This window comes from Halorussus halobius, assembly GCF_004765805.1.
Classification (GTDB): domain Archaea; phylum Halobacteriota; class Halobacteria; order Halobacteriales; family Haladaptataceae; genus Halorussus; species Halorussus halobius.
Genome location: NZ_SBIU01000004.1, coordinates 371,552 through 395,509, shown reverse-complemented (window position 1 = coordinate 395,509; position 23,958 = coordinate 371,552). Strand labels below are relative to the sequence as shown.

General features: G+C 64.1%; 25 protein-coding genes. 17 read left to right on the top strand and 8 right to left on the bottom strand.

What is annotated here, in order from left to right; genetic code table 11:
* The first annotated feature begins 80 nt into the window (after nt 1-80).
* The 7 genes from EPL03_RS13765 to EPL03_RS13735 all read left to right on the top strand — a co-directional run bounded on the left by EPL03_RS13765 (nt 81) and on the right by EPL03_RS13735 (nt 6,465).
* Nucleotides 81-572, top strand: a complete 492-nt coding sequence (locus EPL03_RS13765) for a hypothetical protein (RefSeq protein WP_135829908.1) — start codon at nt 81-83, stop codon at nt 570-572.
* A gap of 57 nt (nt 573-629) precedes the next feature.
* Nucleotides 630-1,004: a hypothetical protein gene (locus EPL03_RS13760; protein ID WP_135829907.1), complete on the top strand. Its 375-nt coding sequence runs from the start codon at nt 630-632 to the stop codon at nt 1,002-1,004.
* Nucleotides 1,005-1,416: 412 nt separating this feature from the next.
* Nucleotides 1,417-2,049 (top strand): hypothetical protein, encoded by a 633-nt coding sequence (locus tag EPL03_RS13755; protein ID WP_135829906.1) that lies wholly within the window; start codon nt 1,417-1,419, stop codon nt 2,047-2,049.
* Nucleotides 2,050-2,465: 416 nt separating this feature from the next.
* Nucleotides 2,466-3,197 carry a hypothetical protein gene (locus tag EPL03_RS13750; protein WP_135829905.1) on the top strand — a complete coding sequence of 244 codons (732 nt, stop codon included), beginning with the start codon at nt 2,466-2,468 and terminating at the stop codon, nt 3,195-3,197.
* A gap of 64 nt (nt 3,198-3,261) precedes the next feature.
* Nucleotides 3,262-3,558, top strand: a complete 297-nt coding sequence (locus EPL03_RS13745; RefSeq protein ID WP_135829904.1) for a hypothetical protein — start codon at nt 3,262-3,264, stop codon at nt 3,556-3,558.
* Nucleotide 3,559: 1 nt separating this feature from the next.
* Nucleotides 3,560-4,543, top strand: a complete 984-nt coding sequence (locus tag EPL03_RS13740) for an ArsA family ATPase (RefSeq protein WP_135829903.1) — start codon at nt 3,560-3,562, stop codon at nt 4,541-4,543.
* A 179-nt stretch (nt 4,544-4,722) separates the two neighbouring features.
* Entirely contained in the window at nt 4,723-6,465 is a 1,743-nt protein-coding gene (locus EPL03_RS13735; protein WP_135829902.1) for a carbon starvation CstA family protein, read from the top strand.
* A gap of 45 nt (nt 6,466-6,510) precedes the next feature.
* Here the strand turns inward: EPL03_RS13735 and EPL03_RS13730 are convergent, their stop codons facing one another.
* From EPL03_RS13730 to EPL03_RS13710, 5 genes are all read right to left on the bottom strand, one after another.
* Complete coding sequence (locus tag EPL03_RS13730; protein WP_135829901.1) at nt 6,511-7,122, bottom strand: hypothetical protein; 612 nt, start codon at nt 7,120-7,122, stop codon at nt 6,511-6,513.
* Nucleotides 7,119-7,493 carry a cupin domain-containing protein gene (locus EPL03_RS13725; protein WP_135829900.1) on the bottom strand — a complete coding sequence of 125 codons (375 nt, stop codon included), beginning with the start codon at nt 7,491-7,493 and terminating at the stop codon, nt 7,119-7,121. The genes EPL03_RS13730 and EPL03_RS13725 overlap by 4 nt, the downstream gene beginning before the upstream one ends.
* A gap of 131 nt (nt 7,494-7,624) precedes the next feature.
* Nucleotides 7,625-8,566 (bottom strand): ABC transporter permease subunit, encoded by a 942-nt coding sequence (locus EPL03_RS13720; RefSeq protein WP_135829899.1) that lies wholly within the window; start codon nt 8,564-8,566, stop codon nt 7,625-7,627.
* The gene (locus tag EPL03_RS13715; RefSeq protein ID WP_135829898.1) at nt 8,563-9,498 is read right to left on the bottom strand and encodes an ABC transporter ATP-binding protein; all 936 of its coding nucleotides are present in this window, start codon (nt 9,496-9,498) and stop codon (nt 8,563-8,565) included. Before EPL03_RS13715 ends, EPL03_RS13720 begins: the two co-directional genes overlap by 4 nt.
* Before the next feature lie 4 nt (nt 9,499-9,502).
* On the bottom strand, nt 9,503-12,505 hold the full coding sequence (locus EPL03_RS13710) for an outer membrane protein assembly factor BamB family protein (RefSeq protein WP_168216269.1): 3,003 nt from the start codon (nt 12,503-12,505) through the stop codon (nt 9,503-9,505).
* A gap of 675 nt (nt 12,506-13,180) precedes the next feature.
* Here EPL03_RS13710 and EPL03_RS13705 point away from each other — a divergent pair.
* The 3 genes from EPL03_RS13705 to EPL03_RS13695 all read left to right on the top strand — a co-directional run bounded on the left by EPL03_RS13705 (nt 13,181) and on the right by EPL03_RS13695 (nt 15,513).
* Nucleotides 13,181-13,402, top strand: a complete 222-nt coding sequence (locus EPL03_RS13705; RefSeq protein WP_135829896.1) for a hypothetical protein — start codon at nt 13,181-13,183, stop codon at nt 13,400-13,402.
* Nucleotides 13,403-13,558: 156 nt separating this feature from the next.
* The gene (locus tag EPL03_RS13700; protein ID WP_135829895.1) at nt 13,559-14,245 is read left to right on the top strand and encodes a DUF5828 family protein; all 687 of its coding nucleotides are present in this window, start codon (nt 13,559-13,561) and stop codon (nt 14,243-14,245) included.
* Between the two features lie 74 nt (nt 14,246-14,319).
* The gene (locus EPL03_RS13695) at nt 14,320-15,513 is read left to right on the top strand and encodes an inorganic phosphate transporter (protein ID WP_135829894.1); all 1,194 of its coding nucleotides are present in this window, start codon (nt 14,320-14,322) and stop codon (nt 15,511-15,513) included.
* A 190-nt stretch (nt 15,514-15,703) separates the two neighbouring features.
* Here the strand turns inward: EPL03_RS13695 and EPL03_RS13690 are convergent, their stop codons facing one another.
* A complete protein-coding gene (locus EPL03_RS13690; RefSeq protein ID WP_135829893.1) occupies nt 15,704-17,107 on the bottom strand; it encodes a hemolysin family protein in 1,404 nt (467 codons plus the stop codon).
* A gap of 128 nt (nt 17,108-17,235) precedes the next feature.
* On the opposite strand from EPL03_RS13690, the gene EPL03_RS13685 reads away from it, so the two are divergent.
* Genes EPL03_RS13685 through EPL03_RS13675 form a run of 3 tightly spaced genes read left to right on the top strand, consistent with a single transcriptional unit; the run spans nt 17,236 to nt 18,669 of the window.
* On the top strand, nt 17,236-17,502 hold the full coding sequence (locus tag EPL03_RS13685) for a glutathione S-transferase N-terminal domain-containing protein (protein ID WP_135829892.1): 267 nt from the start codon (nt 17,236-17,238) through the stop codon (nt 17,500-17,502).
* Nucleotides 17,502-18,026 carry a redoxin domain-containing protein gene (locus EPL03_RS13680; protein ID WP_135829891.1) on the top strand — a complete coding sequence of 175 codons (525 nt, stop codon included), beginning with the start codon at nt 17,502-17,504 and terminating at the stop codon, nt 18,024-18,026. Before EPL03_RS13685 ends, EPL03_RS13680 begins: the two co-directional genes overlap by 1 nt.
* Before the next feature lie 55 nt (nt 18,027-18,081).
* Entirely contained in the window at nt 18,082-18,669 is a 588-nt protein-coding gene (locus EPL03_RS13675) for an L-threonylcarbamoyladenylate synthase (RefSeq protein WP_135829890.1), read from the top strand.
* Between the two features lie 69 nt (nt 18,670-18,738).
* On the opposite strand, the gene EPL03_RS13670 is transcribed toward EPL03_RS13675, so the two are convergent.
* On the bottom strand, nt 18,739-19,407 hold the full coding sequence (locus tag EPL03_RS13670; protein WP_135829889.1) for a CRISPR-associated protein Cas4: 669 nt from the start codon (nt 19,405-19,407) through the stop codon (nt 18,739-18,741).
* 195 nt (nt 19,408-19,602) lie between these two features.
* Between EPL03_RS13670 and EPL03_RS13665 the strand changes: the two genes are divergently transcribed.
* On the top strand, nt 19,603-20,997 hold the full coding sequence (locus EPL03_RS13665; RefSeq protein WP_135829888.1) for a DUF6498-containing protein: 1,395 nt from the start codon (nt 19,603-19,605) through the stop codon (nt 20,995-20,997).
* 173 nt (nt 20,998-21,170) lie between these two features.
* On the opposite strand, the gene EPL03_RS13660 is transcribed toward EPL03_RS13665, so the two are convergent.
* A complete protein-coding gene (locus EPL03_RS13660; RefSeq protein WP_135829887.1) occupies nt 21,171-21,773 on the bottom strand; it encodes a conditioned medium-induced protein 4 in 603 nt (200 codons plus the stop codon).
* Nucleotides 21,774-21,891: 118 nt separating this feature from the next.
* On the opposite strand from EPL03_RS13660, the gene EPL03_RS13655 reads away from it, so the two are divergent.
* The 3 genes from EPL03_RS13655 to EPL03_RS13645 are packed head-to-tail and all read left to right on the top strand — an operon-like array spanning nt 21,892 to nt 23,905.
* Nucleotides 21,892-22,476: a biotin transporter BioY gene (locus tag EPL03_RS13655; RefSeq protein ID WP_135829886.1), complete on the top strand. Its 585-nt coding sequence runs from the start codon at nt 21,892-21,894 to the stop codon at nt 22,474-22,476.
* Nucleotides 22,477-22,502: 26 nt separating this feature from the next.
* On the top strand, nt 22,503-23,201 hold the full coding sequence (locus EPL03_RS13650; RefSeq protein WP_135829885.1) for an energy-coupling factor ABC transporter ATP-binding protein: 699 nt from the start codon (nt 22,503-22,505) through the stop codon (nt 23,199-23,201).
* Nucleotides 23,198-23,905 carry an energy-coupling factor transporter transmembrane component T family protein gene (locus EPL03_RS13645; RefSeq protein ID WP_135829884.1) on the top strand — a complete coding sequence of 236 codons (708 nt, stop codon included), beginning with the start codon at nt 23,198-23,200 and terminating at the stop codon, nt 23,903-23,905. Before EPL03_RS13650 ends, EPL03_RS13645 begins: the two co-directional genes overlap by 4 nt.
* Nucleotides 23,906-23,958: the final 53 nt, after the last annotated feature.

The following is a 23,958-nucleotide window of genomic DNA, read 5'->3' as shown; positions in this document are numbered from 1 at the left end:
GGTGTGTTAATGCTGGATTCAGCCTACAAGATAACGAACAGCTTGTTGATGAGGAAGGGGCTGAACAAAAGCTCTTGTCCTTGAAATATGACAAGGTTCTAGATATAACTCTTGGATTGAACCTCGGCGAAAATTGGGACTGGAATGAACCAAGAGTAATAACCACATTCTCCACTATGGCGGTGGAGACCGCTACCGACGTAAATTCTGAACAACATACTCAAGAACTAGTTCAAAAACGCGTTACAGCAATACTCGAAATGACAAAGGGGGTTGTGTCCGCTACAAATCCTGAATACACTTGGGGGGTTCTTTCAGTCGGGTCAAGTCCCTCTAGTGGACTTCGACCTGTTAAAAGGCCAATTAGTGAAAGCATTCAGCGGATACCTTGGATTTTAGTTTTGTCTGAGCCAACAATTGACGACTTTGGTGGTCGTGAGTACGTTCTTCAAACACCTGCATGGATGGTGGAAGAGCTACCAACAGGCCATATCCTAATCGTAAAAACAAATAATCCTGTGGATCCATCAGAAAGTACGGAATCACGGTTGCAGTCTTATCTTTTAGACTAATGTATTTATTCATGTAATATAAAATATTTATTTAATCAATAGTTTAAGCGTACCGGATTGAGTTTTGTCAGCTATGAGTTTGCTGGCGCAAATGTTGATACGACCGACCTCTCGGACGTCGAGCAGAAGCGAGTAACGCGGTTCCTCGCACGGCACGGGGAGGACGGGGCAGACGACCTCCGAAAGTTGGACGACGAAGACGTGAACGCACTGTTCCGACGGGCGTGTAGTGCTAGTGGATACGGAACTCAGCGGATCGGTGGTGGTGACTGCACAGACCTGACTGATCGTGAGCAACGCGTCTATCGTGATGCGGTCGTTGCAGCAGATGTTGACCCGAGCGAATTCGGCGCGCGGTTAGCGAAGACCGACGTGAGTTCCGCGAACGCTCGACGACAAAGCCCTGAATCAGTTCGTGCAGTTGGATGCTGAGTCCCGGCGTCTACTTGTGGACGCGTGGCGGGCCGACCGTGAGGTTACTGGTGGCAGAATTGGATCAGATGGACTCGATATAATGGTCCGGCAAGGGGCCGACGTGAGAGACCTGAGTCAGAGGTCGAGTCTCTCGACTGACGAGACTCGTAAGAATCAAAGCATCTTGACCCTGGCGGATATAATCCATTCCTCGTAGATGAGGAAATAGACGGTCTGGTAAACAAACTGGTAGCTCAAGCCGGATCTGGAGAGGATGATATTCTTGTTGTAGTCACCGAAGAATTCTATGACCAATATGAGAGCAAACTCAACAATATTCCCGATCGAGTGAAAAACGGTCTTAGTTCAAATGGACTTGACTCCGATATTACGATAGAAATTAGTACCTACGATGAAATAAATTCCTGATATGCCGACGACAGTTGCAGCATTCTACACACATAGTACGCCGGACGACATTATTGAAACGGTTCTCAAAGTTTGCAATGATATCGGATTTAAAACCGGAGAAATCACCGAACGAAAGTCAAGAGTGGACGGCGTTCAGTTCGACAATATAAATATCCCGTTTGACGGGTGGGAACTCAATTTCAAATTCAATCTGAACGATGACCGCGATCCAGCCGAGCCCCCACTTAGTATCGGACTCGGACGAAGGATTGATCCAGCCTCGGTGGCTGAAGATACGACCTACCAGCATCGAATGGACGTGATTTTCGAGTTAGTCTGCCGAATTGCAAGTACGCTTGCTGTCGATTATGCTCCAGTATTTATAACACCGGGTGTGTCAGTGCGTCCAGAAACGGCCCAGATCACCGATTCAGTCGAGGATATTCCATATATCGGCGTGTATACGAAGACAATCCTTGACGGTCTAGGCGGTGTAGAGGGGTTAGGAACGCCTTCACCGTGGTATATCGCCGAACTTAACGATGGCCGTATCGTCGTTATCCCCGCTTCCGAACCGTGGACCGAAGGCGGGTGGGAGCCACCAACAACTGCCGACTTCCTCGCATCTACCGAATTTAACCGCGACAGCTAACCGATTCGTACTCAGTCAGTTAGGGTCGACGGTGAATCAAGCACGCCGTCGAGACTGCCACACTCAAGATTGGCTACGACACCGATGGCGACAGGCTGACCGACAGCGACGGCGACGGCCTCGAAGACGGCCGCGAGCGCGACTTCGGCGGCGACCCGACACTGCACGACTATCGCGGGCCGGACATCCGCCTCGATAGGTACGGCTACATCGGCAACGCCAGCGCCACCAAAATCCGGTACATCGTCGAGTATCTAGTTGCGGACCCCAGCGGCGTCGCGCAGACGCGCGTCCGGAAAAACAGCGGAACGCGCTATCGAGCGCAACCGGACAGCGTTCTGAGTCAGCACAACGGCTCGTTCACCGTTACGGGCTTCGCCACGCTCGGCGACCAACTCGCGGGCGCGAAAGTCGAGGTGACCGCAACCGACAGCCACGGCAACGAGGAATCGACGGTCGCCATCCGGCGGGCGAACGCTATCGGCCAACTCGCAGGCAAACTCGAATCCGACACCATCTACGCCCAGAAGACCGCTGGACAGCTCGGCGTCCTCTCGGGATTCTCGACCAGCATGGGTGGGACCGTCAAGTCGCTGGTGTCGCTGGTGGGTGACCCGCTCGGATTCGTCGAGGGGCTGACCGGACTCGTGGAACTACTGGACGAGTCCGGACTCCTCGATATGTTCCTCGACGCGATGGTCTCCAGCCTCCAAGAGACACAGCGAGCGAACAATCCCTACGAAAAAGGGAGCGCGCTCTACGACGACTATCAGTACAATTGGTACGCGGGGTACACTGTCGCGTTCGTGACGAAAGCGGTGACGGGCGCGCAAGCCACCAAGGTCGTCAAAAGCTCGAAATATGCGAAGAAAGTCACGGAGTTCGCCAAATCGACGCGGGCCGGCCGGACCGCGATGCGGCTCAAGACGCCCTACGACCGTGGGAAAGCGCGCGTGGCGACCGGACTGGCGAACGGTGGCAAGAAAGCGGTGGGACCACTGCTGGAGCGGGCGAAGTCGGCGGGTGCGACCTATCGGTTGTGGAAACTGCAACAAACGGCCGTCGCGGATGTGGACGACCTTTCAGAGACGGAGCCGTCGCCCCGTGAAGCTCTCTCGTTGCAACTCAGACGCAGCCCACCGAACTGAAGAACCCACGCCAATTTCGAGAGGGCGGCAACCTTTTATCGCGCCGCCGACTCGTTGTGAACTGATGACACTCGCCGACCGAATCGGAGCGTACCGGGACGTGGTGGCGGAGTGGCTCCACGGGCTCTACCACGGGATGATAGAGCATCCCGCGTCCGAGCTCGTCGAGCAGGAGGCCGAGGACGTCGACGACGCGTTCCTGTTCGCGTGTTTCGCCGACGCGTTCGGCATCCCCAGCCCCGTCTCCTACTACACCGCCGAACTCCTGCCGTACCTGGGCGAGGAGTTCCAGCAGTGGGAACACCGGATGTGGGACCGCGGGTCGCTGCTCGAACGCAAGGGCCACCAGTACCACTTCTGATATGAATAGGTTCGTCTTCTTCGGCGGCAAGGGCGGCGTGGGCAAGACCACCGTCTCGTGTGCGTACGCGCTCAAGTGCGCGCGCGACGGCCTGAAGACGCTCGTCGTCTCGACCGACCCGGCCCACAGCACTTCCGACGTGTTCGACCAGCAGTTCGGCGACGACCCGCAGGCGGTCGCGGGGTACGAGAACCTCTACGCGATGGAACTCGACCCCGACGAGGAGGTCGAGCGCCACATGATGGATATAAAGCGCACGATGAGCGACCAGGTGAGCCCCGCCATCGTCAACGAAATCGACCGCCAGATAGAGCTGGCCCACCGCACGCCCGGGGCGCACGAAGCCGCGCTGTTCGACCGCTTCATCGACGTGATGCGCGAGGCGTCGACTCCCGACGGCGACGACTACGACCGCGTCGTGTTCGACACCTCGCCGACCGGCGGCACCCTCCGGCTGCTCGCGCTCCCGGAGTTTCTGGGCGACTGGATCGACCGCCTTCTCGAAAAGCGCGAGCACAGCGTCGACCTCCACGAGAAGGCGGCCATCGGGAACCGCGACCCGGTCGCGCGACTCGACGAGGACCCCATCATCGGTCGACTGGTCGAGCGCAAGGAGCTGTTCGAGTTCGCCGGGGAGACGCTCCGGAACGACGCGTCCTTCTTCCTCGTGTTGAACCCCGACGAGCTGTCGATTCGCGAGACCGAGCGCGCCATCGCGGAACTGGCCGAGTACGACCTCGGCGTCGCCGGGCTCGTGGTCAACAAGATCGCGCCCGACCCCGACGAGAGCGAGACCGGGACCGCCGCGACGTACCTCCGACAGCGCCGCGACACCGAGCGCGAGCGCATCCGGCGCATCGACGCGGAGTTCGACGAGCCGGTGGTGGCTCGCATCCGCCAGCGGGTCGAGGAGGTGAAAGGCGACCTCCTCGACGAGGTGGCCGAGGAACTCGACGTCGCGGTCGCCCCGACCGCCGACCCCTGAGGCCGGGCCAGAAAGTATTCAAGCGGAACTTATTGCCGGTTCGGTCACCCTTCTCCGTCGAACTCGGGCTGAATCGCGACCAGAACGCCGATACCGGGGCCTGAATTCGTCGTTCCTAGCGAAAAACAGAACAATCTTTAAGTCGCTGTTTTCCGTTTCACGGGGTGAGGCGAGATACCATGGTTCAAGTAATCTGGCTGGTGGCGGCAGTGCTCGTGCTGTTCACGCTCGGGTACTTCAGTTACTCGCGGTACCTCTCCCAGTTCGTCGAGCTGGACGAGGACAGCGAGACGCCAGCCCACAAGTACGAAGACGGCCAGGAGTACGTGCCGGCAAAGAAGCCGGTGTTGTTGGGGCATCACTATTCGAGCATCGCGGGCGGCGCGCCCATCGTCGGACCCATCACCGCGGGGCTCATCTGGGGCTGGGTCCCGGCGCTGTTGTGGATCGCCATCGGCAACCCGCTGATGGGCGCGGTCCACGACTTCGTGTCGCTGTCGGGCAGTCTGCGACACGAGGGCAAGTCGATAGGGTACATCATCGGCGAGTACGTCGGCGACGACGGCAAGAACATGCTGCTGTGGTTCGCGTTCCTGACCATCATCCTCGTCGTGGCGGTGTTCGCGTACGTCACGGCGCTGGTGTTCCAGGAGTTCCCCAGCGCGGCCACCGCGAGCATCCTGTACATCGCGCTCGCGCTGCTGTTCGGGGTGTACCTCTACCAGCTCGACGGGCCGTTCATCCCCGGCACGGTGCTGTTCGTGGCGGGCGTGTTCGCCAGCGTCTGGGTCGGCATCCAGTACCCGCTCGCGCTCACGCAGACGACGTGGATTCCCATCATCCTCGTGTACGCGTTCGTCGCCAGCGTCCTCCCGGTGTGGGTGCTGTTGCAACCGCGCGACTACCTGTCGTCGTTCCTGTTGTACGCCGGCGTCGGGGGCGCGCTACTGGCTATCATCGTCGGGACGCTCATCACGACGCCCGCCGAACCGCTCCAGACCAACATCCCGGCTTACAGCGGATTCTGGGGCAGCGACTCCTTCGGCGTCGTGAGTCCGCTGTTCCCGATGCTGTTCGTCACCATCGCGTGTGGCACCATCAGCGGATTCCACTCGCTGGTGTCGTCGGGGACGACCGCAAAGCAACTCGACAAGGAGACCGACGCGCGACTCATCGGCTACGGCGGCATGCTCGGCGAGGGCCTGCTGGCCGTGGTCGCGCTGTCGGCGGTCGCGGTCGTCGGCATCACTCCCGAAGGCACGACCGGCGGGGTCGGGCTCGCGCTGCCGAACTTCGCGGACGGCGGTGGCATCATGCTCACCAGCTTCGGCATCCCGATCGAGTACGGCGCGCCGTTCATGGCGCTGGTGATGGTGAGCTTCCTGCTCACCTCGACCGACACCGCGCTCCGGCTGGGCCGGTACATGCTCGAAGAGATAATCGGGACGCCCGAGTCCCAGGTCGAGGAGGTCGCGACCAACCGGTACGCGAACGCCGGCTTCCAGTCGGTCGTCGCGTACGGTCTCATCGCCACGGGGACGTGGACGCCGCTCTGGCAGCTGTTCGGGAGCGCGAACCAGTTGCTCGCGGCGCTGGCGCTGCTGACCGCGACCGTGTGGCTGGCCAACTGGAGCGCCAACAAGCAGCTGATAAGCACCGGCGTCCCGATGGCTATCATGTCGACCATCACCATCCTCGCGCTGGTGTACCTCCAGTACTACCAGAACCTGTATCAGGGCATCATCCTCGGCGAGTCGTCGTTCGCGCTGTGGTCGCTGGCGCTACAGATCGCCATCGGCACGGTGCTCATCGTACTGGCGCTGGCGCTGTTGCGCAAGGGGTACGGCAACATCCAGAACGCGAGGGGTGACGTCTCGGCCGCTCCGGCGACCGACGGCGGACAACCCCCGGACGAGGACTGACGCGACGGCTTCCGACTCTTTTTTTCGGAGCGACGACCCGAGCGGTCAGCGCCAGATGGCGCGGACGAACCGCTGGAACAGCCCGGGGTCCGACCCGGACACGTCGTCCCACAGCCGGAAGGCGGCCGCCGCGTCCGCGTTCCGGCTGGCGACCAGCCGCTCGTCCTCGGGGTTCGCGACCACGAGGTTGACCTCGTACCGGCCGAAGAAGCCGAACTTCAGGAGCGTCCGGTCCCGGAACCCGTCGACGAACTCCCGGACCGAGTCGGGAATCTCGGAGGCCACGACGACGAACGTGAACTCCGTCTCGAAGTGCTCCTCGTCGGCGGTTATCCACTCGTCGGCGAGGTCGTGGCCCAGTTCCACGAGGCGTTCGAGGTCTGCGACCGTGACGCGGTCGGTCCGGCGCGCGAACAGGTGCTCGCGGGCCTCGTGGTTGGCGTAGTTGAGCGACGGGTGGAACAGTTGCTTCCGGTTCTCGACCCGGACCTGGCCGTACATGTCGAACTGCTCGCCGCCGACTCGATAGCCGTTTTCGAGGTCGAAGCTGTACATCAGCCGGTCGCTCACCCGGTCGAGATACTCGTCGTCCCAGTCGGGCACGTCGTCGGGGAGTGCGCCGTCCGGAGCGTCCTCGGGGGCGTGGGCGTCGCTCATGCGTCGGGGTCGTAGGCGTGTACGTCGTCGACCGGCGGAGCGCCCAGCGCGAGCGTCCGGACCGATTCGTCGGCGTCCTCGGGGACGAACGCTCGCTGGGGACTGTCGGGTTCCGCGACGAACAGGTGACCCTCGGGGACGACCTGCTCGCCCTCGGGCGTCTCGACGCGGAGCTCGCCCCGCGTCACGTAGAAGACCTCCTCCTGGTCGTCGTGATAGTGGTACGCCAGCGGAATCTGCTCGCCGGGGTCGGCCTCGTAGAGGTTGACCGCGACGTTCTCCAGCCCCGCCGTGTCCCCGAGCGCGCGCTGCACGCACGGCCGGTCGGGCGTGGGGTCGACCGACTCGGGGTCGATGACGTGGTATCCCATGTGCGACCTGTGGACACGGGGGTTGAAATAGCCTCGGACGGTGGGGGGCCGTCTCCCCGACGTTCTCCAATCTACACCGACATCCGCTTCTACACGGTCTCGGACAACTAGAGTTAGACGAATTTCAGGTATTACGAGATGTCTTTCCTATTGAAATGATACATCGACAGCCCAAGCAGTACAGCTGCGAGCGTGGTCAGGAGCGCGACTGAAACAAACATCGGAACGCGGCCGACGACGGGGACTGTCCCGGACAGGCCGCCAACGAGTGGGTCTGGGCCCCACCCGGACGCATCGAAGACACCCGTCACGGGCCCCAGCGTTGCCTGAGTGAGTGGCGAGAACGTTACGCCGGTCACATTATGGAAGAAAACGAACACGTTGCCGAGGTGGTAGTTGACGTCGAGCAGGTGAAGTTTGTAGGTCTCGTATACGGTCGAACCGCCCGTAACGACCCGAACGAAGTAGAAGGCGAAAAACAAACCAGGAACGAGCAGCATGGCGAGCACGGTTTGCAGTCGACCTCCAGTAACGGTCGCGACGATAGCCCCAACTGTGGCGAGAAGGACACAGACGAAGAAGGCATAGAGCAGGGTACCGGGGAGGAGTGTGAAAATACTGGAACCCAACGCGAGGGGAACTGTTCCGGAAAAGTGGTACAGGGCGACGGCGCAGATAAAAATGCCGGCAATCGTTGTGAGGAATGCAAACGCGACGATGGCCCCGAACTTCCCCAGTAGTACCTGCCGCCGGCGCACAGGCTTGCTCAGAAGAATCCGCAGAGTTCCTTGCTGTTCCGTCTTCGCAATCCCGTTTGCGGCCAGGACCGCTATGAGAACCATCATCGGGATTCCAGCGGCCCAGGTGAACGATAATTGGCTAAACGAATCTATCAACAACTGTTCTTGAGTCCGTAGTGGAAGTGTTGCTAAATCGTCGGAAGCAGAACTAGTCAACCCCATCGAGAGCAAGATGGTGATGACACTGTAGGGGACGAAATAAAGCAAGAGGAGTTTCAGGCTCGAAAAGTCCCGAAGTGTCTTGCGAGCAATCACGAGGCTTCGGGCAGTCATTCAGTAGTCACCTCCTCGTTCTCGTTACGCTCGATGGCGTCAGCGAACGCCGACTCGAGACCACCGGTTTCTTGCAGCGATTCGAGCAATATCCCTTCGTCAGCCAACAGCTGCTGGAGTTCCGTACGGAACTCGTCAGGGTCGTCCGTCATGATGGTGATAGAGCCGTCTTCGTCGAGGCGGACACTGGTGACCCATCCTCGACCCTCGAGCAACCCGACTAGCTGTTCGTTCTCGGAGGTGTCAACCGCAAACGTCTGGCCGCCGTAGCGGTCCTGAATACTATCGACAGGCCCGGTCTCGACAAGCTGACCGTCGTGGAGGATGGTCACTGTATCGATGAACTGTTCCAGTTCTGCGAGTACGTGGCTACTGACGAACACTGTCATTCCCCGTTCAGTAAGGTCTTTGAGTGACTCGATAATCGCCATTCGGCCTGACGGGTCCAGAGCCGCAGTCGGCTCGTCGAGTATCAGTAGTTCCGGTTCGTGAATCATGGCCTGGGCAAGACTCAGCCTTCGTTTCATCCCGCCACTGTACCCGCCGATTTTCTGGTTGGCGGCGTCACTGAGATCGAGCCACTCCAGCAGTTCCGCTGCGCGCTCGCGGGTCTCCGAACCCATACCCGCCGTCTGTCCCATGTACTCGAGGTATGTTTGCCCGGTCATGGATTCGTCCAACGCCGGGTCCTGTGGCGAATAGCCGATAGTTTCTTTCGCCGGGATCGATCCCGCCGGTTCACCGTCGATCATCACCTCGCCCTCGGACGGACTGAGCAATCCGACCATCATCTGCATCGTCGTCGTCTTTCCGGCCCCGTTCGGCCCGATGAATCCGTGGATGCTCCCGGCCTCGACAGTGAGGTCGATCCCATCGACTGCAGTCAGATCACCATACCGCTTCGTCAAATCTCTGGCTTCTATCATCGACATCGCATCACCTCCGAACCCCCTGAATGAGGCTAGAGACGGGTCTGAGTCCGAAGACAGCACCCACCGAGAGCGCTGTCAGTCCGTACATGGCGAGATCGAGTGACGAGTCGCTCTCGACGGTCACACTCCGACTATCGTATACACTGATTCCATTGGCATCGGTCGATTCTATCTGAATCGTGAACTCCCCGGAGGGGAGACGGACCGACGTCGACTGCTCCGTCGTTCGTGCCACGAGACGTTCGTTCACTCGGACGGTCGTGACGTACTCCCCATCAGCGGCGAAACTCCACTCGAGTTGCTGTTCGGACTGTGAATCAGGTTCTGCGAGCGAGACTCCGGCGGACGGATCTGTCGTCGTCAGGCTTCCATCGGACCCGATCAACCCGATTCGGTCCTCGAAAACGGAAAATCGGGTGACCGCACCTCGGCCACTCAGCAGGACCTCGCCCTCGACCGGGTCGACGATGTAGAACTCGGCAGTCCGTGATTGGTTTCCGTCCGTCACTGCGACGACACCTAGTTCCGGAACGCCGTCACCGGTCTGGTCGGGGATCGGCTGTGCGTGAATTCCGGGAATCGGGGGTCGATTCACCTCTTCATACGGTGCCAGGACGATTTCATCGACGGTTTCACCCGCGTTCACGTCGTAAAGCTCAACTTTCGCCCCCGACCGCCGGGAACTCTTGACGATGGCAATCTCTTCGTTGCCGTCGTCGTCGACGTCGCCGATAGGGGTCACCGGTTGCGGGGACTGGATTCCGGCGTTTCGTATGGGCCGAAGGTGCCCCATCTGGCGACGCCAGACCTGGTCGAATCCGTCGGATACCGTTACGGTTGCTTGGCCCTCGTTCTCCGAGAAGGTCACCAACCCCTCGCCGTTCTCGAAATCGGTCGGGACGACGTTCGCCGTCCTGGGACGCGGGTACGAATTGACCACCTGGCCGTCACCCGGGGAGAACACCTTCAATTGCGGACCGTCGTCCGTTCGCGCGGAAAAAAGCACCTCGTCGTATCCGTCGGCGTTACGGTCAGGGATGGTCCGGATCTCAGCGTTCCCGTTCAGTTGACCGACTTCGGCCTGGGTAACCGTCCGAAACGACAACTCTCCATTCGACGTTGCCGGTTGGAGTACCGCTACCTCGCCTTGTTCCCGCGAGACGGCCACGAACGCCTGAAGTTCGCCGTCTCCACCGATAGCCCGGTATCTGATGTCGTTGCCGTCGAGGGGTTGCCACTGCTTGGCATCTGCCTCGGGAGGGACGTCGCGATAGAGGCGCTCCCACACCACAGCTCCAGTCTGGAGGTCGATCACGAACACTCGTTCCCCTGCTCCGACGAGAACGTCTGGGGTTCCGTTGCCGGTGACGTCGCCGATCGCGTCGATAGACGTGATTCTGAACCGCTGTCCATCCCCGTCGAACGCGTGATTCTCGTCGTTGACGAGTTCGTATCGTGCCAGTTCGGTACCGTCGCTACCGGAGAGATGAACGAGCGTAGAGAGCGGCCGCTGATTCCGATCAACCTGTTCGCGGGACCGTCGCTGTACGGCGAGGATGTCGAACCCGCCGTCATCGTTTTCGATCGGCCGCAGACGGGTTAGGCCACCCTCCTGAAGGAATCGTTCGACGTCGACGAGACGGGACCAGGCGATCGTTCCGTCGGTGCCGGCTCTGAGCATCAAATTGCGGTGCTGTTGGCCGTCTCTGAGGGTGTTCTGTGAGTACACTAGATAATCGTCCGTTCCGTCACCGAGGAAATCCTCGGCGAGCACCTGGGTATTACGGAGCGAAAGCACACTCCACTCGATGTCGCCGGACTCATCGACCAGTTTCAGGTCGCCGTTACTGGAGGCGACGACGAGGCGGTCACCGCTGGGAACGACGTAGCCTGTCGCCCGTTCATTGGCGCGACGATTCCGACCAGCCGCGGACGCGACTTCGATCGGTGTCCCTTCAGCACCGTCCTCAACACTATACACCCGTATTGTTTGCGTGGTTTCGAGCCCCGGTGACGGGACGAGCAAACTACCGCCTTGGATCGCGGAGCTGTGGGCGATGTTCCCTAAATTCCCCGTCGAAACTCCCTCTTTCGACCACTCTACTGAGCCGGAATCGGCACTGAGGTTGTATAGCTCCCTGCGTTGCAGGTCGTAGCGACGCCCTTGGGGTTGCTGTGGAATCGCCACCGCTATTGCCAACCTGGACGTACCGCTATCGCGTTCGGCGACGGTCAACTCTAGATTGAAGTAGTGTGCATCGCTTGGGACCGTCGGAACGCCCGACGAGGAGTTCTGTCGATAGTATTCCTGAAGGGCACCCTCGTCGAACGCCACCAATTCTTTCTGCCAGACGAGCGTCCCATCGTCGGGTTCGAGCAGCGCCGCGGTCCCGTCCTCTGTCGTTACGGACAGCCGTTCCGAACCGTCGAGCGTCACCGGTTCGACATTCCATACGGATCGTGGTATCGATCCAAAGCGTTCGTGTTCGAACGGTTCGGCGACCTGTTTCTCGTACACCAGTTCTCCGCTCGCCGCATCGATAGCCACGACGGAGCCGCCCTGAGTTCCGGCGTACACCGTCCCGTCGATCGAAGCGGTCTGCCAGACTGCATATTCCCGGGACATCTTCCACGATGGGTCACCTGTTTGCCCGTTCAATGCGACCACGGTCGAACCGGCACTTACGACGATGTCAGTAGTCCCGTCTATCGGTTCGGCATCGAAGACGGGCACTTGTCGGTCTATCGTCCCGAAATCTTGGCTGTAGACAGTTCGATTCTGTGAGTGCGACCAGCGAACTTCGCCAGTGGAGATATCAACGGCTTTGATGTTTGCGAAATCCGGGTCGTCTACGAGAGCGATTGCGAGGTCACCTTGGACGTGACTGATATCCCGAACCGGTTGCATCTCGATAAATTGCTCAATCGAGCCTTCCGAGACGACGTAGACGCCCAATTCTGTCCCGACGAGCAGAGCATTCCCAAGATCGACCGGCGTTGTCGTCACAGTTCCTTCGAGGCTAACTGGGGTAGACTCGGCCGCTTGGAGTTGGTTTGTCGGGATTGAATTCCGCGTTTGACTCGGTGAGCTAGCACCGGTCGCGGTAGCTCGAGCCCCGGGGAAATGTTGCACTCCATACATCGCGGTGCAAGCAGCAAGCGACCCCCTCAGGAAATTTCGCCTGTTGAGATTGATTTCCTCGGTGACTCTCATTTAGGGGGGATTTATAGATTGACTACTTATATCCTTCGATAGGTAGGATTTCTAACCTATGTGCGCATCCTATTGAAATATTAATTGAAGCCGACAAACAAGATACGACGCAAGAGGAAAGACTACCGCGATTCTATTACCGGAACACGCTACCGGCTGTCGATGGTTCTTCTATCTGGCCGGGGCGATGTGGTACACCGTTCCGAGACGAAGCAACGTCTTGGCGGCCGTATCGGCAATCTGTACGCGTCTCTGCCTGATATCAAACCTACCCGTTCTCACAGCGTCCTCACTATCCATCACTTGCTCGTGTACAGAGCGGGATACATCAACTTCGTCGACCCGTATCCCCTGGTGGTTGAAACTCGGTCGCATAAATGGGAGTCCCGCGAAAGACGTTCAGGAACGAACCACAAACCGCCGAACCCTTAAGACGACGGACGACCAACGTCCGTGCGAGTGGACACCATGGACAGCGACAGAGTCGAAGCGTGCGGTCGATGCTCGATGACCTCGATGGTCTCGATGACCGAGGAGGACGGCGAGTCGGGCGGCACCAACCCCTTCGACGGGGACCGCATCGAGGTCGACGAGTCCGAACTGCGTCGGGTCTCGCACCATCAAATCTTCCTCGGGCGCGTGAAACGGCGCATCGATGAGCTAGCGACCCGGCTGACGTACGGTCGATAAAGCTGACGTACGGCCGGCGAGCGCGCTCACCGGCCGACCACCTGTCGGGAGTTTCGCCCGACCATCCGCCGAGGATTTAGACGACTACCTCCCGGTAACTGCGAGTTCCGCCTCGCCCGACAAGCGTTTAACCCCCCCGGACTAGGAGCCACACCAATGGAAGAGAGCGTTTCGGGATTCAAGCTCCGCGGCGCGTGGGGCGACATCGTCGAACACGGCGAGCGCATCACCGAAGCCCTCCGCGAGGCCGACGTCTCCGGCGACGCCTACGAGGAGTGGGACGAGTGGCGGCCCAAACACCACGAGCGCCTCGGCGAGGACGTCTCCGAGAAGACCGCCGAGCAGGCCTCGGTCGGCGAGGGCGAGGGCGAGAAGAAGGGGAAGGGTCCCGACGAGGACCTCAAGACCGCCGGCGAGAAGATAAGCGAGTCCTACGAGAAGCTCGAGGACGAGAAGACCGACGAGGCGGTCGACAAGTGGCAGGACTCGGTGAACTACGTCGCTCGCGCGGCCGACTCCGCCGGCCGGAAGGCCCTACGGAAGGTCGAGGATACCGTCTATCAGAAGGTGATGACCCGGCTCGCGCCCTACTACTTCGACAACGACCTCATCAGCGCCAACGTCCAGCAGGTCGGCCGGGGCGACGGCGAGCAGGAGTTCGTCTTCGAGGTCAACGTCAACGACGACGAGCTCAAGGAGGTCGTGAGCGAGAAGCTCGCCGACTACGAGGACGAGGTGAGCCGCTGGCACGTCGACACCGAGAAGCGGACCGACACCGCGGAGGCCGCCGAGGGCGTCGAGGCCCCCGAGGAGGTCGAGAAGCCCCACTCGAAGACGACCTGATACGGCGTCGAAATCCGGCCGCCCCGTCGCATCGAGCCGGTACACTATTTTACCGTCAGTCACAGGTTCGGAGCATGGTCGCAAGCGGCGTCGCGACGCTTATCGTCGCCGGAGTGGCGAGCCTGTTCATGGCGTGGGCTATCGGCGCGGGCTCGTCGGGCTCGACCCCGTTCGCTCCGGCGGTCGGCGCGAACGCCATCTCGGTGATGCGGGCCGGGTTCCTCGTCGGCCTGCTCGGCTTTCTCGGAGCCGTGCTGCAGGGCGCGAACGTCTCGGAGGCGGTCGGGACCGAACTCATCGGCGGTGTCCAGTTGACGGCCATCGCCGCCACGACCGGGTTGCTCGTGGCGGCCGCGCTCGTCGCCGTCGGCGTGTTCACCGGCTATCCCATCGCCACGGCGTTCACGGTCACCGGTGCCATCGTGGGCGTGGGGCTGGCGATGGGCGGCGACCCCGCGTGGGCGAAGTACCAGCAAATCGTCGCGCTGTGGATTCTGACGCCGTTCGCCGGCAGTTCCATCGCGTACGTCACGGCCCGACTCCTCCGGTCGGAGCGCACGGCCGAGTCGGTCGTCATCCCGTTGCTCGGCGGGCTGGTCGGGCTCATCGTCGCCAACATCGAGTTCGCGGTGCTGGGTCCCTCGGGCGTGGGCCGGTCGATAGCCGGGGCCGCCGCGAACGCGGTCGCGTTCCCGCCGGTCGCGGGCGTCGAGGTCGGGCGCGTCGTCCTCTCGCTCGCCATCGCGGGGGGCGTCTCCGGGCTCCTCGCGTGGGACGTCTCCCGGAGTCTCGAAGCCGGACAGCGCCACTTCCTGCTCGCGCTCGGGAGCCTCGTGGCGTTCTCGGCCGGCGGGTCGCAGGTCGGCCTCGCAATAGGGCCGCTGGTGCCGCTGCTCGACCCCTTCTCGATTCCGCTCTTGCCGGTACTGGTGGGCGGCGGCGTGGGCCTGCTCGCCGGCTCGTGGACGGGTGCGCCCCGGATGATAAAGGCCATCGCACAGGACTACTCGGCGCTCGGGCCGCGTCGGTCCATCGCGGCGCTCATCCCCTCGTTCGCCATCGCCCAGACCGCGGTCCTGTTCGGCATCCCGGTCTCGTTCAACGAGATCATCGTGAGCGCCATCGTGGGCAGCGGCTACGCTGCCGACGGCGGGGGCGTCAGCCGTCGGAAGATGGGGTACACGGTGCTGGCGTGGTTCGGGTCGCTCGCGCTGGCCATCGGCGTGGCGTACGGGGTGTTCACCGCGATAGGGAGCGTCGCCGGGTAGCCGATTAGGGTCTCCATTGTAGTTTTCGTGACGCGGCTCCGCGCCGAATCGTCAGGACTTCGAGAAGACGGGGCCTGTCGGTCGAGAGCATCCGACAGCGACGGGGCACCCTCGTCGAGTCGAGCCGGTCGACACGGGCGAGACGAACGCCCCCACGTGAACGCGACTCTCAGCGTCAGTAACTCGACTCCTATCCTTCGGTCTCGACGCCCTCGCCGGCTCCCACGTTCGGGTCGTCCTCGATTTCGGCGCGCTCGGCGTCGTCGAGTTTCGTCACGCGAGCCTTCAGGATGCGGGTGTTCTCGACCTGCTCGACGTCGAGGCGCACGCCGTCGTAGGTGATGCTCTCGCCCTCTTCCACGAGCCGGCCGGCGCGGTTGAAGATGAACCCCGCGACGGTCTCGAACTCCTCGCCCTCGGGCAGGTCGATGTCGAGCGCCTCGTTGACCTCGTCGATGTTGAGCTCGCCCTGCACGACGGCGGTGTCGTCGTCGACGTACTCGATGGGTTCGTCCTCCTCGCCTTCCAGGATGTCGCCGACGATCTCCTCGACGACGTCTTCCATCGTCACCAGCCCCTCGGTGGTGCCGAACTCGTCGATGACGATGACCATCTGGAGACGGTTCTCGCGCATCTCCGCGAGGAGCTCGTCGACGTTCTTGCTCTCGGGGACGTGGAGCGTGGGCTGGATGACGTCGTCGAGTTCGAGGTCGTCGTGTTCGCCGTAGGTCCGCTCGCGGACGAGGTCCCGGATGTGGACCACGCCGACCACGTTGTCGAGGCTACCCTCGTAGATGGGGACGCGCTCGTGGCCGCTCTGAACCAGCGTCTGGATGGCGTCCTCGACGCTCGCGCTCTTGGCCACGGCGGTCATGTCGAGTCGCGGGGACATCACCTCCTTGGCGATAGTGTTGTTGAACCGGAAGATGCGCTGGAGCATCTCGCGCTCGTCTTCCTCCAACACGCCCTCGCGTTCGCCGGTCTCTATCATGCCCTGAATCTCGTCGCGGGTGACGTAGGAGCTCTCGATGGCCGACCCGCCTCCGGTGACGCTGTTGACGAGGCGGGTGAGGTAGTCGAACGTGACGACCAGCGGCAACAGGAAGTACTCCGAGTACTTCAGGGGTTTGGCGACCCGACGCGACCACGACTCGGTGTTCTCGACCGCGTAGGACTTGGGCGCGCTCTCCCCGAACAGCAGGACGAGCGCCGTGATGCCGAACGTGGCGATGGCGACCGCCTGCCCCTGCGAGACGTGGAACGCCAGTACCCCGGTGGCGATCGAGGACATCGCGATGTTGACGATGTTGTTGCCGACCAGGATGGTGACGAGCAGGCGGTGCGGGTCCGACTTGAGTCTGGCGACCGTGTCCGCTCCCGGGAGCCCCTCCTCGACCAGCGCGTCGACCCGGTGGCCCGGAAGCGAGAACATGGCTATCTCGGACGAGGAGAAGAACGCCGAGAGGCCGATGAGGACGACGATAGCCGCCGTTCCGAGCCACGTCAGTACGCTCTCGGTGAGCGTGACACCGAGGAACTCGGCGGCAGGCGTCGCCTGCAGCGGGACGGCCGTGAGTATCGGGAGTGACACCATTCGACGGTCCAACTTGAAGGTCGGCGGGATTAACTCTTTATTCTTTCCCCCGACCCGACAGAAACCGGCCAATCAGCGGGACTGCCGCGAGCGAAGACCTTACGGCGCTTTCAGGCCAACAGTCACACATGAGTACGACCGACGACCCGCCGATAACGTTCTACCGGCTGCAGGCGTGCCCGTACTGCGAACGGGTCACCCGCACGCTCCGGGAGTACGACCTCGACTACCGCTCGCGGTTCGTCGAACCGATGCATAGCGACCGCGACGTGGTCAAGCGCGTCAGCGGCAAGCGCAGCGTCCCGGCCATCGTCGACGAGAACACCGGCGTCACCATGAGCGAGAGCGCCAACATCGTGGAGTACCTCGACCGGACGTACGGGGGCGAGAACTGATGCCCGAGTTCGAGGTCGCTTCGCTCCCCGACACCGACCACCTCGCGGAGGGCGAGGTCGCGCCCGACTTCACGCGCCCGCTGGTCACCGACGAGTACTGGGAGGACGTCTCGCTGTCGGCGTTGACCGACGACGGGCCGGTCCTCCTCGTCTTCTATCCGATGGACGGCGCGTTCCCGGCGACGTACGTCTGGAACGAGATTCGCGACCGGGAGTGGGGTAGCGAGGCGAGCGACGACCGCGACCTCACCGTCGTCGGGCTCTCCATCTCGGACCCGTACTCGCACAAGCGGCTCATCGAGGAGCGCGGAATCGACTACCGGCTGTTCAGCGACCCGGGCAACGGCGTCGCCGAAGCGTACGGCGTCGTCCACGACCTCGACGGGATGGCGGGCGTGAGCGAACCCAGACCCGCGGTATTCCTGCTCGACGATGACCGTACCGTCGAGTACGCGTGGGTCGCCACGGAGTGGCCCGACTTCCCGGACTACGACGAGATAGAAGCCGCCATCGCGGACCGCTGAGGGACTCGCACCTGCGACCGACGCGCCTTTTTCGACCGGGAACCAACTGCGAGCCATGAGCGACGACGCCGACGTCGAGCGCGCGGCCGAGGCCGTCCGGGACGGCGACCTCGTCGTCTATCCGACCGAGACGGTGTACGGCCTCGGCGCGGACGCCCTGAACGACGAGGCGGTCGAGCGCGTCTTCGAGGCGAAACGACGGTCCCGGGACGACCCCGTCTCGCTGGCGGTGCCCGACGTCGAGGCCGCGCTCCAATACGTCCGGGCCACCGACCGCGAGGAGCGGTTCATGCGTGAGTTCCTCCCCGGCCCGGTGACGGTCGTCTGTGAGAAGCGCGAGCCGGTCCCCGACGCGCTCACGGGCGGGCGGGACCGGGTCGGCGTGCGAATCCCCGACCACGACCTCGCGCTGGCACTCTTGCGGTCGGCCGCGCCCGTCACGGCGACGAGCGCGAACGTCAGCGGCCGACCCAGCGCGACCCGCGTCGCGGACCTCGACCCCGAAATCCGCGACGCTGCGGCCGTCGTCCTCGACGGCGGCGAAACTGGCGGAACCGGGAGTACGGTCGTGAACGTCGCGTCCGGCGAGATACACCGTCGCGGCCCGAACGCCGACGCGGTGGCGGCGTGGCTCCGGGACTGACGTCCCTGCTGGGAGACGGCCGAAGCGACCGTCGAGACGTACTTCTCGCTCGACCTGCTCGCGTTCTGACTACAGTCCGAGCAGCGACCGGAGCGACCGCGTCTTCACGCCACACTCCGCGCGGTACTCGCAGGCGTCGCACTTGGCGTCGTCGCGGAGGCGGGGCGGCGGGCCGTCGAGCGACCGTACCGCCTCCACGGCGGTCCGATAGGCCGCCTTCCGGCGGACGGTCAGGTCCAGTTCGCGGACGACGCCGTGGGTGGGGTACTCCACGAACGCGCGCTCGACCGGGCGCTCGTGTTCCCACGCCAGCGCCTTGGCGGCCGCGACCGCCCGGACCGATTGGGGCTCCCAGACGCCCTGGTCGGGCGGGTCGCCGGCGAACACCATCGACGGCGTCGGCGGGTCGAGCTCCAGCACTTTGTGGACGATGCCCCGGCAGTCCCGGCCCTCGACGAGTCGCTCGCGGTCGTCGGGGTCGGCGAGCGCGGGCCACTCGTCGGCGAATCTCGACCGCGCGCGGTCGAGATTCGCCCGGAACGCCCCGGGTTCCACGGCGAGGGGCAAGTCGGCCAGTCGCTCGTCGGGGGCAGATTCGAGGTCGCCGTACCGGAACGCGAGGTCGCGGCACTCCGCGACCGCCTCGGGCACGTCGAGGCCGTCGTCCTGCCGGCGGTAGTAGAGCTTTCGCGGGCAGTACGCCGCAGTCGCGACCTCGCCGAACTGGACCGTCGTCATGGCCCGGTTTCGTCCCGTCCTCGTATTTAAAATCGGGGGTGGAAAGGGTGCTACTTCCCGCCGGGAGCCGCCGGCTCCCGCGCGAGCGACTCGACCCCTCGAACCGGCCGACTCGTCGGGGGAGCGGTCCTCGGAGCGACGGACGGTCGACTCCACACCGACAGCTTTTATTCGCCCCTCTCAAACGTTGAAACGGTGGTAAAGCCGTCGAACGATTCGTCCGCCGCGTTTCTGGCGACGGTCGCGGCGAACGTCGTCCCGCTGGTCGGCGTGTTCCACCTCGGGTGGAGCGCGCAGACGTTCGCGGTCGTCTACGCGCTCGAACTGGTCGTCGCCGTCCCGTTCGCCGGACTGAAGGCACTGTTCGCGCGCCGCCCGCCGAACTACGACGAACTGGAGCGCCCACAGGAGGGGAACCCGCTCAAGCCCGACGAGTGGGGTGGGGTCTCGGTCGGACCGAGCGACCTCAACCGCCGGCGCGGGAGCGTCGCGGTCGTCGACTCGCTCCCGCCGGTCTACCCCCGGAACGTCCCGTTCGTCTTGCGGGCGTTCGGGGCTGCGGTGTCGCTCGTCGGGGTGTTCCTTTTCGTGTTGGGCCGGTTCGTCGACGTGCCGGCGACGCTCGCCGACCCGAGCGTGGCGGTGAGCGTCGTCTTCTTGGTCGTCTCTCACGTCGGCGTCGTCGAGCGCGAGTACTTCCGGAAGCGACGCCACGAGACGAGCACTCCCCGAGACGTGGTCGCGAGCGCGACGACCGAGGCCGGGCTGGCCGTGGTGGTACTCATGTTTGCGATTGTCGGCGGCCCGACCGGCGCGCTGGTCGCGTTCGTCGCGGTGAAGCTGTTCGCGGAGTGGCGGGGCTACCGCGGCGGGGTGGCGTTCGACCCCGACGAGGGAGTGGGAACGCTCCCGCCCGTGGCGGCTCCGGATGCGTCGCCGACGGTCGAGGTCCGTCCGGACCGGCGCGCCGTCCGCGGAGCCGCGCTCTGGCGGGGCGCGAAGTCCGCAATCGGTAGCGGTCCGGTGTACCTCTTCGCGTGGGTCGGGCTCACTGCCGGGTCGACGGGGCCGGTCGCCGCCACAGTGGTCTGTTTCGGTCTCCTGCCGGCCGGCATCGGCGGGCTGCAGGCCGTCGAGTACGCCCTCACCCACGGCACGCTGGCGTACCAGCGCCGCGACGACGCGGTGGTCGCGTACGACGACCTCACCGATACTGTCCAGTGGGCGACCCTCGTCGACGACATCCGGGACGTCGAGCTGTGCGAGGGAGAGTTCGTCGACCGCGCTTGCGACACCCGGACGTTCTCGCTCACGCCGTCCGCAGGGGAGTACGAACGCAGCGTCGCGCACCTCCGGGAGTACGGCCGGGCCGTCGAGGCGTTCGAACTCCCGGTCGAGACCACGGCGTTCGGCCCGCTCGACCGACGCGTGGCCGGGGCGGCGGCCGCGGTCGGAGCCTGTGGCGTCGCCGCCGTGGCTGGACTCGCCTACTCCGCCCCCACCATCGCGGCAGTCGCCGCCGCGTGGGGTGGCCCGTTCGGCGTCGTCGCCCTCAGGCGGGCGTGGCAGTGGGCGCTCCCGGCCGCCTGAGCCGACGCCGGGCGAAGCGGGCGCGTCGTGGCCGGTCACCGCGACCCGGCCGCCCCGTGTATCCGGAATCACGGCGTGGACGTTCGGACGAGCGACTTCTTACGTGAGTTCGGGTAGCGCTCTTTTAAGCGTGCGAAGAACGTGCCATCACCGTACCCGACGAAAAAAGTCGCTCAGAACGAAACGTTCGTCTCCATCCCCTCGGTCGCGTCGTCGAGGCCGTCGTCGTGGACGTCCGTCGTCATCTGCTCGGAGAGGTCCCCGTCGTGCAACAGGTTCTCGAACTCGTCGCGGTAGCGGTCGTTGACAGTGCGACGCTCCTGTTGGGTCTCGACCACCCGCCGGTAGCGTCGGACGGTCGACTCGCTCACGCCGAGCTCGTCGGCGCAGTCGACGTCCGACGCGCCGGCGTCGAGCAGGTTCCGGAGGTCGTCGAGGTCGAACGGGGCGTCGGCGTCGTCGTCGCGGACGAGGTGGAGGTCGATGCGGGCGCGCGAGACCGTCTTGCCGAGGGACTCGTCGCCGAGTCGGCGCGCGATCTCGGCGTCGGAGTCCCCGTCGTAGAACCCCTCGACGACCGTCACGAGTTCCGCCTCCGAGAGGCTCGTCCCGAAGTCGTACCGGTCGCTCATCTCGGCGACGAGCGCTTCGAGTCGCTCCTCGATCTCGGCCTCGGACTGGAGCGACCCCGGCGTCTCCTCCTGCTGTTCGGTGACCGTGGCCTCGTCGGTCACGTCCATGAATATGTCCCGCAGTTCCTCGGTCTTCTCGTCCATTCTTGTATGGTGTGGGCCGGACGCGGCCTCAGTATAAAAACCTGTTGGCGACGGGAGATGTGGCTCGGCCCTGCCGTCAACCGAAGCGTTCTTGCAGGTTGACGATTCACGGGGTGACATGAGCACGGACGCCGCTTCGGTCGAACTGGTCGGCGAGGAGACGGTCGGGAACGTCGCTCGGGCCGCACTGCTGGCGGCGCTCACGGGCGCGTTCGCGTACGTGTCGTTCCCGTATCCGCTCTCGCCCGCTCCCGTCAGCCTACAGGTGCTCGGGGTCTTCCTCGCCGGGATACTGCTCGGGCCGCTCTGGGGCGGCTTCTCGATGGCGCTGTACCTCCTCGCGGGCGCGGTGGGCGCGCCCGTGTTCGCGGGCGGGTCGGCCGGACTCGGCGCGCTGTGGATTCAGCCCACCAGCGGCTACCTCTGGTCGTACCCCGTCGCCGCCGCGCTGGTGGGCGCGCTCGTTCACGGCGGCCTCGCAATCGGCGACCCGGCCGATCGGAGCGCGGCCCGCCTCGTCGCCGCGATGGCCGCCGGCACGGTCGTGATCTACGCGGTCGGCGTCCCGGTCATGTCGGTGGTCCTCGGACTGACGTGGACCGAGGCGTTCGTGACGGGCGCGCTCGCGTTCGTCCCCGCCGAAGCGGCCAAAATCGCGGCCGCAGTCGGCGTCGTCCGGAGCGACGGCATCGCTGCGACCTGACTGCCCGCGAGAGACGACGCACTTCGATGATAGCGACGCGAAATCTGGTCCATCGGTACGGCGACGCGGCCGCAGTCGACGGGGTCTCGCTCTCGATTCCCGACGGCGAGTTCGTCCTGCTGGCCGGCCCCAACGGCTCGGGCAAGTCCACGCTGGTCCGGCACTTCAACGGCCTGCTCGACCCCGACCGAGGCGAGGTGCTGGTCGACGGCACGCCGGTCGGCGACGACCTCGTGGCCGCCCGAACTCGCGTCGGGATGGTGTTCCAGAACCCCCGGGACGGGTTCGTGGCCCCGCTGGTCGGCGCGGACGTGGCGTTCGGCCCCGAGAATCTGGGGCTGTCACGCGAGGAAATCGAGCGCCGAGTCGACGCCGCACTGGCGGCAGTGAACATGGCCGGTCGGCGCGACGAGCGCGTCGACGACCTCTCGGGCGGCGAGCGCGAGCGGGTCGCCATCGCGGGCGCGCTGGCGATGGAACCCGACCACCTCGTGCTGGACGAACCCTTCACGGGACTGGACGCGCCCGCCCGCGAGTCGGTCGTCGAACAGCTTCGAGGCCTCCGCGACTCGGGGACCGGGGTCGTCCTCGTGACTCACGACCTCCGGGACGCGCTCGCCCTCGCGGACCGAGTCGTCGCGCTCGCCGACGGGCAGGTGGCCGTGGACGCTCCGCCGGCCGAGGCCCGCGACGAACTGCCGGAACTCGGGGTTCGGCTCCCGTGACGCTCGGCTACCGCCCGGGCGACTCGTTCGCGCACCGGCTCGACCCCCGGAGCAAGCTGGCGTTCCAGTTCGCGTTCGCGCTCGCGGCGTTCGCCCACACCACGCCCCGAGGACTGGTCTGGCTCACCCTCGCGTGCGTCGCGGTGCTGCGGGTGGCTCGCGTGCCAGCCCGCGCGGCGCTGGCCGAGTATCGGTTCGTCTTTCCCTTCCTGCTGGCGGGCCCGCTCGTCGCCGCGCTCACGCTCGGCCCGCCGTGGGTACAGCCCTCACGCGCCGTCGAGAGCGCGCTCGCCAGCTATCGCGTCGTGTTGGTCCTGCTGGTGAGTGCGGCCTACCTCCGGACGACCCCGGTCCGGGAGTCGCGGGCCGCGATTCGGTCGCTCGTGCCCGGCAGACTCGGCCGACTGCTGGGGGCCGGCGTGGGGTTCGTCTTCCGATTCCTGCCGGTCCTGCAATCGGACCTGCGCCGGATTCGGGACGCCTCGGCCGCGCGACTGGGCGACCAGCGCGGGTCGGTCGCCCGAATGCGGCTCGTGGCCGTCTCGGGGCTCTCGCGGGCGTTTTCGCGGGCCGACCGGTTCTCGCTCGCGCTCCGCGCCCGGTGTTTCGCGTGGAATCCGACGCTCCCGGCGCTCTCGCTGACCCGGGCCGACCTCCCGGCACTGGCCGCGAGCGCGGCGGTGCTGGCGTGGGCGCTGGTGTAAACGGTAAACTCCTGGCCCGTTTTTCCGCGGGGACGCCGGCTCGGTCGGTAACA